Origin of the sequence: Kitasatospora indigofera (assembly GCF_014655955.1) — a bacterium.
GTDB lineage: Bacteria > Actinomycetota > Actinomycetes > Streptomycetales > Streptomycetaceae > Kitasatospora > Kitasatospora indigofera.
The window spans coordinates 40,134-52,330 of record NZ_BNBO01000061.1; the positions used below are offsets into that span (position 1 = coordinate 40,134).

Sequence of the window (12,197 nt, forward strand, 5' to 3'; positions counted from 1 at the left end):
ACGGCGTCAGGTCACGCCAGGCCGTTCAGCAGCTCGGCGACCGGCTTGCGGCGCCCGGTGAAGAACGGCACCTCCTCGCGCACGTGCAGGCGGGCCCGCGACGGGCGCAGGTCGCGCATCAGGTCGACGATCCGGTGCAGCTCGTCCGCCTCGAAGGCGAGCAGCCACTCGTAGTCGCCGAGCGCGAACGAGGCCACCGTGTTGGCCCGCACGTCGGGGTAGCCGCGCGCCATCTTGCCGTGCTCGGCGAGCATCGCGCGACGCTCGGCGTCCGGCAGCAGGTACCACTCGTAGGAGCGGACGAAGGGGTACACGCAGATGTAGTCGCGGGGGGCCTCGTCGGCGAGGAACGCCGGGATGTGCGACTTGTTGAACTCCGCCGGGCGGTGCAGCGCCATGTTGGACCAGACCGGCTCCAGCCGGCGGCCGAGACCGGTGCGGCGGAAGCGGTTGTACGCCTCCTGGAGGTCGTCGGAGTCCTCGGCGTGCCACCAGATCATGACGTCGGCGTCGGCCCGCAGCCCCGACACGTCGTAGGTGCCGCGCACCGTGACGTCCTTGGCGGCCAGCTGCGCGAACAGCTCGTCGACCTCGGCCGCGAGGGCGGCGCGGTCGTCGGGCAGGTTGTCCTTGAGCTTGAACACCGACCACAAGGTGTACCGGATCACCTGGTTGAGGTCGCGGGCCTTCTTCTTCTCGGGCTGCTGCGCGGCTGCCTGCTCGGCGGCCGCCTGCGGCTCAGTGCTGTCAGTCATGCGGACATTGTCCCTTCTGTGACGGCCGCCCCGGCGGCCGGGGTCAACACCTTGTCGACGGCCGCACGGGCGCTCGCGACGCAGGCCGGGATGCCCACCCCGTCGTACGCGGCGCCGCACAGGGCCAGCCCGCCGAGCCGCTCGGCGCCGGCCCGGATCCGGGCCACCCGGTCGAGGTGGCCGACCGGGTACTGCGGCAGGCCGGCCCGCCAGCGGGTGACCGCCGTGTCGTACGGCTTCGCGGTCAGGCCGACGGCCTCGCCGAGGTCGGCCAGCGAACGGGCGACCAGCTCCTCGTCGGGGAGGTCCAGGGCCTGCTCCTCGCGGTGGCGGCCGAGCGAGGTGCGCAGCAGGAAGCTGTCGGGCGCCGAGCGCTCCAGCCAGCCCCACTTGTTCGAGGAGAAGGTGGACGCCTTGATCTGCCGGCCGTCGACCGGCGGTACCAGGAACCCGCTGCCGGCCGGCGGCCCGGGCAGGTCTGCGCGCCGGAAGGCCATCGTGACCAGGGCCATCCCCGCGTACTCGACGGCGGCCAGCTCGGCGGCCGCGCCGGGCGCCTCGGCCCGCAGCAGCCGGGCCGCCTCGGGCGCGGGCACGGCGAGCACCACCGCGTCCGCCCGCAGCACCTCGCCGCCGACGACCAGGCGCCAGCCCTCGGGGGTGCGGCGCAGCTCGTCCACCGGGCTGCCGGTCCGCAGGTCGGCGCCGGCCGCGCGGCAGGCGGCGGCGACGGCGACGGGCAGGGTGCCGAGGCCGCCCTCCAGGCCCTGGAAGACCGGGCCGCCGCCGCTCTGCGGGCGGGTCGCCAGCTCGTGCACGCCGTCGAGCAGCGGACCTCCGGTACGGGCCAGGGCGAGCAGCTGGGGGACGGCCGCGCGCAGCGAGATCTCGTCCGCGTGGCCGGCGTAGACGCCGCCGAGCAGCGGCTCGACCAGCCGGTCGACCACCTCCCGGCCGAGCCGCGCGGCCACGTACGCGCCGATGGCGATGTCGTCGCCGACCGCCGGGGTGCTCTCCTCCCGGCCGGCCCGGGCCAGGCCCTCGGGGGTGAGCACGCCGGAGGCGGCCAGCGCGTCGAGGTCGCCGGGGACGCCCATCACCTGGCCGCCGGGCAGCGGGCGCAGCGCGTCCCTGGTCCAGATCGCGGCCTTGGCGGTGCCGGGCGGCTGAAGGGCGTCGGCCAGGCCGACCGAGCGGGCCAGGGCGACCGCCTCCGGGCGGCGGGCGAGCATCGACTCGGCGCCGAGGTCGACCTGCACCCCGCCGACCTCGCCGCCGCGGAGCTTCCCGCCGAGGCGCTCCGAGGCCTCCAGGAGGGTGACCGCGGCTCTCCCGCCACCGCCGTCCGCACCGCTGAGGAAGGCGGCCGCGGCCAGGCCCGCGATACCGCCGCCGATCACGACGACATGAGGTTGCGACATGCTTCGCAGTCTTGCAGAGAGCCGGGCGAAGGCCTCAATCCGTCCTCAATCCGTCCGCTTCCGGGCGGGCAGCAGTGCGTCCAGGTCGATGGCGACCGGGAACGGGACGGGGCGCTCCAGCCTGCCGCGGAAGATCCCGGCGGGCGCGTAGGCGGTGGTGGGGGCGTCGAGCTCGTAGACGTGGACGACGGGCGCGCCCGCCTCCTCCTCGATCAGCCAGTAGTGCACGATGCCCGCCTCGGCGTACTTGCGGACCTTGACGGTGCGGTCGCGGTGGGCCGTCTCGGGGGAGACGACCTCGACGACCAGGGAGACCGTGGCGGGGGAGAACCACGTCCGGTCCGGGTCGTACTCGGTCTCAGCCACCACCAGATCGGGCTCGGGACGGTTTCTGCCGTCGAGCCGGATGGTCATCTCACGTTCCACCACAGTGCCGGCGGGAGCCTGGTCCTCCAGGGCGACGGTCAGAGCCGTGACGATCCGGCCGTGCCAGGAGCGCTGCGGGGACATCATGAAGACGAGCGCGCCGTCGATCAGTTCGGTGTGCCGGGGCGCTTCGGTCAGCCGGTCGAGGTCATCGGCGAACCACCCCTCGTCGCGGGGCGGTCGCATCCAGTCGGGCAGCGCGCTCATGGATCCAGACTAGCCAGTGCGGGGCTCCGCCGGGGGCCGTCGGCGCGCGGTCAGCCCGAAGCCGACGGCGCACAGGAGCACGACGGCGGCGGACACCAGCAGCGGGAGCTGCGGGCGGTGGCCGGCGGTGAGCATCCAGGCCCCGAGCAGGCCGCCGAGGAACATCGCCACCACCCCGGCGGCCCGCAGCGCGGCCGAGCCGGTGCCGCCGCCCCGGGCGGGATCGTGTCCGACGGCCGGGGCCAGCCCGCTGATCACGGAGGTGAGCGCGCGGGTGGTGAGCGTGGTGGGCAGTTCGGCGACCCGGGCCCGGAGGCTGGTGACGCTGCGCAGGCCCATCGCCAGCGCCGTCAGGGCGATCACCAGGTAGAGGTGGCCGGTCAGTGGCTCGTCGAGGCGGCCGATCCCGCCCGCGGCCAGGCCGGCGCCGCCGAGCAGCAGGGCCTCCGCCACCAGTCCGGCGACGAACCAGCGGTGGCGGCGGGCCTCGACCCTGGTCTCCAGCAGGGCGCCGGTCAGGTTGCCGACGGCGAAGGCCCCCAGGGAGACGGCGGAGGCCGTGGGGGACAGCCCCGGGCCGCCGGCCAGTCCGAAGGCGAGGAAGAGCATGTTGCCCGTCATCAGCGCGGTGAAGACGTGGCCGAGCGCGAGCAGGCTGACGGCCTCGATCACCCCCGTGGTCAGGGTCAGCACGATCAGCACGGCGTCGAGCGCGGCACTGCGCCTCAGGGTCAAGGCCGGTTCCCTCCCTCGGACGACGGACCACCCACTCTCGCGTTCCGCCGCGGACCGGCCCGGCATTGGGCCATGTGTGGGGGCGGTGGGGGCCGGGCCGCGGGTGGCGGTTCCGGCCCGGGGGCATCGGTAGGCCCTGCTGGCGGCGGGCGCGGACGGCCCGTCAGGTGGCGTAATGCGGTGGCAACGAAAAACCCGCCGGTACGCCCCTAGGGTTCTGCCAGAACCAACCGCCCGGCAGCGCCGCCCGGCGGACCGCAATCGGCCCCCAGCACCGGAGCAGTCGCGATGAGCACCGAGAACCCGCCCCGGCCGGCCGGGGCCTGCCAGCCCCGCCGGCCCCGTGCGGACCGGGCCCGGCAGGTCGCCGACGTGCTGCGCCAGCAGGTGCTGAGCGAGGTGTACGGGCCCCGTCCGCTGCCGCACGAGGAGGTGCTGGCCGAGGAGTTCGGGGAGTCCAGGAACACCATCCGGGAGGCCCTGGACCTGCTCCGGACGGAGGGCCTGGTCCGCCGGGTGCCCGGGTCGGGGACGCTGGTGGTGGCGGAGAAGGTGCCGCACGGGCTGAACCGCCTGATGGGGCTGGCCGAGACCCTGCACGAACACGGCGAGGTCACCAACGAGGTCCGCTCGTTCGGCCCGGTCCGGGCCCCCGGCCCGGTGGCCCGCCGGCTGCGGCTGCCGGACGGCGCGGACGTGGTGTACGTCGAGCGGGTGCGGCGGCTGAACGGGCTGCCGCTGTCGCTGGACCTCACCTACCTCGCCCCGGACATCGGCGCCGCCCTGGACGCCGAGGACCTGGTCCACCAGGACGTCTTCCAGCTGATCGAGGAGGTCGCCGGGCAGCCGCTCGGTTCGGCCGACATCACCCTGGAGGCGGTGAACGCCGACGCGCACTCGGCCACCGTGCTGGAGGTCCCGCGCGGCGGGGCGCTGCTGATGCTGGAGCGGCTGACCACGCTGGCCGACGGCCGCCCGGTGGACCTGGAGTACGTCCGGTTCCGCGGCGACCGGATCACCATGCAGGGCCGGCTGCTGCGCTCCGCGCTCTGACCAGCGGCCTCCCCCGACCCCCGACCCGGGACCCGGACCGGCCTCCCCTCCCCGCAGCAACCCCCAGCAGCAGCCTGCCCGCGGTCGCCCTCCCGCCGCCGCGTTCCTTCCCGTAGCCGATTCCCGGAGACCCCCATGGCACTCGCCGACCACCGCTCCGACGTGCCCGTCACCATCGACGGCTCGCTCTGCATCGACGGCTGCACGCTCTGCGTGGAGATGTGCCCGCTCGACTCGCTGGCCATCGACCCGGACACCAACAAGGCCTTCATGCACGTCGACGAGTGCTGGTACTGCGGCCCGTGCGCCGCCCGCTGTCCCACCGGTGCGGTCACCGTCAACATGCCCTATCTGCTGCGCTGAGGAGCGTTCCCCGATGTCACGCCGTCCGCTGTTCCCCCGCCCGACGTCCCGCCCGCTCGGAGCGGCGTCGGCCCGGGACACCTCGTCGTCCCCGGGCCCGTCCGCGTCCCGGCGCCCGCGGCCGGCCGGCCCGCTGCCGCTCGCCCTGCTGGCCGCCGCCGTGCTGACCGGACTCACCGGCTGCTCGTCCGCCGGCGCCTCCGCCGGCGGCAGCGTCGAGGTGGTGGTCGGCTACCAGTCCAAGACCATCAACACCGTCACCGCCGGCACCCTGCTCCGGGCCCGGGGGTACTTCGAGCAGCAGCTCGCCGCCGAGGGCAAGAAGAACGGCCGCACGTACAAGGTCAGCTGGCAGGACTACGACTCCGGCGCGCCGATCACCGCGCAGATGCTGGCCGACAAGACCGACATCGGCTCGATGGGCGACTACCCGCTGCTGATCAACGGATCGCGGGCCCAGGAGGCCGGCGGGGCCGGCACCCGGATGATCTCGGTGACCGGCTACAACGAACTGGGCGCGCTCAACAGCGTGGTGGTGCCGAACGGTTCGCCCGCGCACACGCTCGCCGACCTGAAGGGCAAGAAGGTCTCCACCTCGGTCGGCTCGGCCGCCGACGGCACCCTCGTCCAGGCGCTGCGCAAGGCCGGCGTGCAGGACACCGAGATCTCCAAGCAGAACCAGCAGCCGGCCATCGGCGCCTCGGCGTTGAAGGCCGGCGGCGTGGACGCGCTGGCCCAGTTCGTGGCCTGGCCGGGCCAGGTGGTGTTCGGCGGCGACGCCCGGCTGCTCTACGACGGCGCGGCGCTGGCCCGCCCCACCCTGCACGGCGTGGTGGTCCGGCAGAAGTACGCCACCGAGCACCCCGAGGTGATCGAGGCCTTCCTGCGCGCCCAGGCGGACGCCACCCGCTACCTCAACGAGCAGCCGCTGGCCGCCTCCCAGGAGGTCGCCGCGGCGACCGGCCTGGCGCCCGAGGTGGTCCACCTCTACAACGGCCCGAACGGCATCGCCACCTTCGGGCTGCCGCTGCGGCCCGAACTGCTGGCCGCGCTGCGCGAGGACGTCCCGTTCCTGAAGTCGGTCGGCGTGCTGAAGGCGCTGGACGTGGACGCCTTCGTCGACCCGTCCTACCTCGCGAAGGCCGCCCTGCCGGAGATCGCGCCGGCCCGGATCACCGGCACCGACGCGGTCTGCGGGCAGCCGGTCACCGACCCGGCGAAGGCCGGCGAGATCTGGTTCGACGGCGAGGACGCCACCCGGCCCGCCGCCACCCCGGCCTGCCTGCTGAAGGCGGTCAAGGCGGCCGCCGGCAAGAAGGTCCGGGCGGCCTACGTGCCCGACGCGACCACCGGCACCCGTTGGTTCGCCGACAAGGACCACTGGGCGCAGGACGGCGCCGACCTGCTGCCCTTCACCACCGAGGACGGCCTCAAGGCCTACCTGGCGGCACACCCGGGCGCGAAGCAGATCGGCTACGAGCAAGCCCTGGCGGCGTCGTGACCGCCGCCCTCCGGCAGGCCCCGGCACCCGCCGGGGCCGCCGGACCCGGCCGGCGGGACCGGGCGGCCGCGCGGCGCCCGGCGGCCTGGCGCCGCCGGACCCTGCGGGCGCTCTCGCTGCTGGCCTTCGCCGGGCTCTGGCAGCTGCTCACCGCCGCCAAGGTGCAGTTCTGGGTGCGCTTCGACCACCTGCCGACCGCCGTCCAGGTCTGGCAGGCCTTCGGCCGGCAACTGGCCACCGACCAGTACTGGCAGGACCTCGCGGACAGCCTGCGCCGGATCGGCAGCGGCTTCCTGCTGGCGGCCGTGCTCGGGGTGGCCGCCGGGGTGGCGACGGCCCGCTCGCGGTGGGCCTCCGACCTGCTCGGACCGGTGCTGGAGGTGATCCGGCCGGTGCCGGCGATCGCGCTCGTCCCGGTGGCGATCATGCTCTTCCCGGACAACGAGCAGGGCATCGTCTTCATCACCTTCGCGGCCGCGTTCTTCCCGGTCACCGTCTCCACCCGGCACGCCGTACGGGCCGTCCCGCCGCTCTGGGAGGAGGCCGTCCGCACCATGGGCGGCGGCCGGTGGCGGGTGCTGTGGAGCGTGGTGCTGCCGGGCGCGCTGCCCGGGGTGGTCGGCGGACTGTCGGTCGGCATCGGGGTGTCCTGGATCTGCGTGATCTCCGCCGAGATGGTCTCCGGACAGTTCGGCGTCGGGTACCGCACCTGGCAGTCGTACACCGTGCTCGACTACCCCGGCGTCTTCGTCGGGATGGCCACCATCGGCCTGCTCGGGTGGCTGACCTCGGGCGCCGTCGAACTCCTCGGCCGCCGCGTCACCCGCTGGCTGCCGACCCGACCCGGGAGCGCACGATGAGCACCGCGACCGCCACCGCCGCCGCCACCGCGACCACCGGCCTGCGGCTGACCGCCCGGGGCCTGGCGCTCGGGCACGCCGGGCACCCCGTCCTGGACGGCCTCGACCTGGACGTCGCGCCGGGCGAGGTGCTGACCGTGGTCGGCGCGTCCGGCTGCGGCAAGTCCACCCTGCTGCGGGCGCTGGCCGGCCTGCTGGCGCCCACCGCCGGCGAACTCCTCGCCGACGGCGAGCCGCTCGCCGGACCGCACGCCGACCGGGCGCTGGTCTTCCAGGAGGACGGCCTGCTGCCCTGGCGCAGCGTCCGCCGCAACGTCGAACTCCCGCTCGCCATCCGGCGGGTGCCCCGGGCCGAGCGCGCCCGGCCGGTCGCCGAGTGGCTGGCCCTGGTCGGCCTGGACGGCCACCAGGACCGGCTGCCGAGGCAGTTGTCCGGCGGCCAGCGCCAGCGCGTCCAGCTGGCCCGGGCCCTGGTCGGCTCGCCGCGGGCCGTCCTGATGGACGAGCCCTTCGGCGCGCTCGACGCCCAGAACCGGGCCGCCATGCAGCAGTTGCTGCTCACCGTACGGGAGCGGCTGCGCTGCACCGTGGTCTTCGTCACCCATGACGTGGACGAGGCGCTGCTGCTCGGCGACCGGGTCGCGGTGCTCGGCGGCGGCAAGGTCGCCGCCCTGCACGACGTCCCCCGCCCGCGCGAGGCCGCCGCCCGCACCGACCCCGCCGTACTGCGCCTGCGCGAGGCCGTCCTCGCCGGGCTGTCCTGAAAGGCCGCTCACCATGCCGACCACCGAAGCCCTGCGGATCCCCGACCTGGCCGAGGCCCGCCACCTGACCTGCGACGTCCTGGTGATCGGCGGCGGCACGGCCGGCTCGATGGCCGCGCTCAGCGCCGCCGAGCAGGGCGCGGACGTGCTGCTGCTGGAGAAGGCGCACGTCCGGCACTCCGGCGCGCTCGCGATGGGCATGGACGGCGTCAACAACGCCGTCGTGCCCGGCCGGGCCGAGCCGGACGACTACGTCGCCGAGATCACCCGCGCCAACGACGGCATCGTCGACCAGCGGACCGTCCGGCAGACCGCCACCCGCGGCTTCGCGATGGTGCAGCGGCTGGAGCGGTACGGCGTGAAGTTCGAGAAGGACGAGTACGGCGAGTACCAGGTCCGCCAGGTGCACCGGTCCGGCAGCTACGTGCTGCCGATGCCGGAGGGCAAGGACGTCAAGAAGGTGCTGTACCGGGTGCTGCGCCGGCGCGAGATGCGCGAGCGGATCACCATCGAGAACCGGGTGATGCCGGTGCGGGTGCTCACCTCGGGCGGCCGGGCCGTCGGCGCGGCCGGGTTCGACACCCGCAGCGGCGAGTTCGTCACCGTCTCGGCCGGCGCGGTGATCCTCGCCACCGGCCCGTGCGGCCGGCTCGGCCTGCCCGCCAGCGGCTACCTGTACGGCACCTACGAGAACCCCACCAACGCCGGGGACGGCTACGCGATGGCGTACCACGCGGGCGCCGAGCTGAGCGGCATCGAGTGCTTCCAGATCAACCCGCTGATGAAGGACTACAACGGGCCCGCCTGCGCGTACGTGGCCAACCCCTTCGGCAGCTACCAGGTGAACCGGCACGGCGAGCGGTTCGTCGACTCCGACTACTGGTCGGGGCAGATGATGGCCGAGTTCGCCGCCGAACTGGAGTCCGACCGGGGGCCGGTGTACCTGCGCACCACCCACCTGCCGGAGGAGTCCGTGCAGGCGCTGGAGTCCATCCTGCACACCACCGAGCGCCCCAGCCGGGGCACCTTCCACGCCGGGCGGGGGCACGACTACCGCACCCACGACGTGGAGATGCACATCTCCGAGATCGGCCTCTGCGGCGGGCACTCCGCCTCCGGTGTCTGGGTGGACGAGAACGCCGCCACCACCGTGCCCGGCCTGTACGCGGCCGGCGACCTCGCCTGCGTCCCGCACAACTACATGATCGGCGCCTTCGTCTTCGGCGACCTGGCCGGCACCCACGCCACCGCCCACCTGCCCGCCGAGCGGGCCGAACTCCCGGCGGACCAGGTCGAGGAGGCGCACGAGCTGGTCTACCGCCCGCTGCGCAACCCGGACGGACCGCCGCAGCCGCAGGTCGAGTACAAGCTGCGCCGCTTCGTGAACGACTACGTCGCCCCGCCGAAGACCGGCTCGCGGCTCTCCGTCGCGCTGGAGCACTTCGAGCGGATGCGCGGCGAGATCGCCGGCATGGGCGCCCGGACCCCGCACGAGCTGATGCGCGCGGTGGAGGTCGACTTCATCCGGGACTGCGCCGAACTCGCCGCCCGCTCCTCGCTCGCCCGCACCGAGAGCCGCTGGGGCCTCTACCACGAGCGGATCGACCACCCCGGCAAGGACGACGAGAGCTGGTTCAGCCACCTCAACGTCCGCAAGCACCCCTCCGGGGCGATGGAGTTCCTCACCCGGCCGGTGGCGCCCTACCTCGTCCCGGTGGAGGGCCTGGAGCCGCCCGGCGGCGAGGTCACCGTGCTCGGCGAGGTGCACGCGATGCCGGTCGGACGGACCGGCACGACCGCCGCCCCGGCCGGGGCGGCCGCCGGCGCGGGCGAGGAGCCGCAGGCCGGCGCCCCGGCCGCCCCGCGCCTGCTCGACCTGCTCCGGCTGGCCGAGGAGCAGCCGACGCTGGCCCAGCTGCTCCCCTATCTCGACGACCCGGCGGCGGACGTCCGCCGCACCACGGTGAGCGTCCTCACCGAAGCCGCGCCGGAGGGCACCGGCACCGTACTCGCCCGCGCCCTGGCCGACCCGGACGGCTCCGTCCGGGCGGCGGCGGTCGCCGGACTGCGCGAGCTGGTCGAGGTGCTGGACGCGGCCGCGCTGGCCGAACCGCTGCGGGCCGCCGCCGGCTCCGCCGACCCGGCCGTCCGGGCCGGCGCGCTGGACGTCGCGCGCTCGCTGCGGACGGGCAGCGCCGGAGGCTTCGCCGCCGCGCTGGCCGACCCCGAGGTCCCGGTCCGGCTGCAGGCCGTGCACGGCCTGGTCTCGCTGGACGCGGCCGGCCCGCTGGCCCGGGCCGCCGAGGACGCCGCCCGCGAGGTGCGGGTGGCCGTCGGCGAGGGCCTGGGCACCATCGGCGACCCGTCGGCCGCGTCGGTGCTCGTCCGGCTGGCCGGCGACCCGGACCCGCTGGTGCGGGCCGCCGCGCTGCAGGGCGCCGCCGGGATCGGCTGCCCGGCGCCGCTGGACGCGCTGGCGGCCGTACCGGACGAGGCCTGGCAGGTCCGCAGGGCGGCGGCCGGTGCCCTCGGCCGGACGGGGCCGGCGGGCCTGCCGCCCCTGCTGGCCCTGCTCACCGACGAGCACATGGACGTCCGCAAGGCCGCGGTCCGGGCACTGGCGCCGGCCGCCGGCACCCCGGCCGTGGCCGAGGCCCTGCGGGCCCGGCTGGCCGACTCCGACGCCGACGTCCGGGCGTACGCCAGGATCGCCCTGCGCCCGGCCGGCTGAGCGGCGGGCCGGGACCGGGCCGCCCGGCTCCGGCCGGCGACGGGCGACCGGCGACAGGCGACAGGCGACAGGCGAAGGACGACGGGTGGCGGGCCCCGACCACGGGTGGCGGGGCGCGCCACCGGGCATTTGTGGGCACGCCGGCCCATAAGGCCCGGCCGAGTCCGGGCCGCCGCCGACCCGTGACCGAGTTGCGATCTCCCGGGCGGATCCCGACCGGCCGTCAGCCCGTCGAATGGTTCGGAGCACCCGGACGGGGCTCGGAGCGAGGACGGGGAGGGCTTTGACCATGGGAGCAGCAGGACGCAGACCGGGGGTGCTCGCAGCGGCGGTGCTGGCGGTCGCGGTGCTGATCGGCGGGTGCTCCGCCGAGTCGGGCGGCAGGTCCTCGGCGGACTCGGCGAAGGCGCCGGCCCAGGCGCCGCAGGCGGCCGACGCCGCGGGGAAGGCCGCCGGCGCCGCGCCCGCCGCCCCCGCCACCGGGGGCGCGGCCGGTGCGGAGCCGGCCCCGGCGGTGACCGCCGACAACCGCCTGATCGCCTACACCGCGCAACTGACGCTGGTGGCCAAGGACCTCGACCAGACGATGGCCCAGGCCCGCGGCCTGGCGGCCGGCGCCGGCGGCTACGTCGGCAAGGAGACGGTCAGCGGTTCGGCCGGCTCCGGCGCCCCCGGCGGTGAGCGCGACAGCGGCCCGCTGGGCGGCCAGCTCGTGCTGAAGGTGCCCTCGGCCTCCTACCAGAAGACGCTGGACCAGCTGGCCGCGCTGGGCAAGGTGGTCTCGCGCAACAGCCAGGCGGACGACCTCACCCAGCAGGTGGTCGACGTCGCCAGCCGGGTGCAGAGCCAGCAGGCCAGCGTGGAACGGGTCCGGGCGCTGATGGCACAGGCGAAGTCGCTCGCCGACGTGGTGTCGCTGGAGGCCGAGCTGAGCCGTCGGCAGGCGGACCTGGAGTCGCTGCAGAAGCAGCAGACGGAGCTGACGGCGAAGACCTCGCTCTCCACCATCACCCTGGAGCTCCGCCGGGAGACGGCCGCGCCGCCGCCGGCCGAACCGGCCAAGAAGAAGGACGGCCTCTGGGCCTCGGTGGGCTCGGCGCTGGCCGGCGGCTGGCACGTGCTGTCGGCGATCGTCAAGGGCCTGCTGATCGCCCTGGCGGCGGTCGCGCCGTTCCTGCTGGTGCTGGGGCCGCTGGGCTGGCTGCTCTGGTACGCCGGCCGGCGGCGGAAGGCCGCCCGCCCGGCCGGTGCGCCGCCGGCGCCGCGGCACGACCCCTGGTCGGCGCCCGGGGACGGCCCCGACGACCCGCACTGACGAAACGCACTGACGAAACGCACTGACGAAACGGCGGCGGCCGGCGGGCCGGACGGGTCCGCCTGG

11 protein-coding genes are annotated in these 12,197 nt (G+C 75.4%); 7 read left to right on the top strand and 4 right to left on the bottom strand.

All coding sequences use genetic code 11. From position 1 onward, the window contains the following. Positions 1-11: 11 nt before the first annotated feature. The 4 genes from hemQ to IE329_RS33750 are packed head-to-tail and all read right to left on the bottom strand — an operon-like array spanning position 12 to position 3,544. Positions 12-755, bottom strand: a complete 744-nt coding sequence (gene hemQ / locus IE329_RS33735) for a hydrogen peroxide-dependent heme synthase (protein WP_073928913.1) — start codon at positions 753-755, stop codon at positions 12-14. Then, the gene (hemG, locus tag IE329_RS33740; RefSeq protein ID WP_190214843.1) at positions 752-2,176 is read right to left on the bottom strand and encodes a protoporphyrinogen oxidase; all 1,425 of its coding nucleotides are present in this window, start codon (positions 2,174-2,176) and stop codon (positions 752-754) included. Before hemG ends, hemQ begins: the two co-directional genes overlap by 4 nt. 45 nt (positions 2,177-2,221) lie before the next feature. Then, positions 2,222-2,809 carry a Uma2 family endonuclease gene (locus IE329_RS33745; RefSeq protein WP_190214844.1) on the bottom strand — a complete coding sequence of 196 codons (588 nt, stop codon included), beginning with the start codon at positions 2,807-2,809 and terminating at the stop codon, positions 2,222-2,224. A gap of 9 nt (positions 2,810-2,818) precedes the next feature. Further along, a complete protein-coding gene (locus IE329_RS33750; RefSeq protein WP_229927977.1) occupies positions 2,819-3,544 on the bottom strand; it encodes a YoaK family protein in 726 nt (241 codons plus the stop codon). 288 nt (positions 3,545-3,832) lie between these two features. Between IE329_RS33750 and IE329_RS33755 the strand changes: the two genes are divergently transcribed. The 7 genes from IE329_RS33755 to IE329_RS33785 all read left to right on the top strand — a co-directional run bounded on the left by IE329_RS33755 (position 3,833) and on the right by IE329_RS33785 (position 12,131). Beyond that, a complete protein-coding gene (locus tag IE329_RS33755; RefSeq protein WP_190214846.1) occupies positions 3,833-4,597 on the top strand; it encodes a GntR family transcriptional regulator in 765 nt (254 codons plus the stop codon). A 135-nt stretch (positions 4,598-4,732) separates the two neighbouring features. After that, positions 4,733-4,960, top strand: coding sequence for a 4Fe-4S dicluster domain-containing protein (locus IE329_RS33760; RefSeq protein WP_073928917.1), 228 nt, complete (start codon positions 4,733-4,735; stop codon positions 4,958-4,960). A gap of 13 nt (positions 4,961-4,973) precedes the next feature. Further along, a complete protein-coding gene (locus tag IE329_RS33765; RefSeq protein ID WP_190214847.1) occupies positions 4,974-6,461 on the top strand; it encodes an ABC transporter substrate-binding protein in 1,488 nt (495 codons plus the stop codon). Beyond that, a complete protein-coding gene (locus IE329_RS33770; RefSeq protein ID WP_190214848.1) occupies positions 6,458-7,321 on the top strand; it encodes an ABC transporter permease in 864 nt (287 codons plus the stop codon). Before IE329_RS33765 ends, IE329_RS33770 begins: the two co-directional genes overlap by 4 nt. Beyond that, positions 7,318-8,085: an ABC transporter ATP-binding protein gene (locus IE329_RS33775; protein ID WP_190214849.1), complete on the top strand. Its 768-nt coding sequence runs from the start codon at positions 7,318-7,320 to the stop codon at positions 8,083-8,085. Before IE329_RS33770 ends, IE329_RS33775 begins: the two co-directional genes overlap by 4 nt. Positions 8,086-8,098: 13 nt before the next feature. Beyond that, the gene (locus tag IE329_RS33780) at positions 8,099-10,816 is read left to right on the top strand and encodes a fumarate reductase/succinate dehydrogenase flavoprotein subunit (RefSeq protein ID WP_190214850.1); all 2,718 of its coding nucleotides are present in this window, start codon (positions 8,099-8,101) and stop codon (positions 10,814-10,816) included. 289 nt (positions 10,817-11,105) lie between these two features. After that, on the top strand, positions 11,106-12,131 hold the full coding sequence (locus tag IE329_RS33785; RefSeq protein WP_190214851.1) for a DUF4349 domain-containing protein: 1,026 nt from the start codon (positions 11,106-11,108) through the stop codon (positions 12,129-12,131). Positions 12,132-12,197 lie beyond the last annotated feature (66 nt).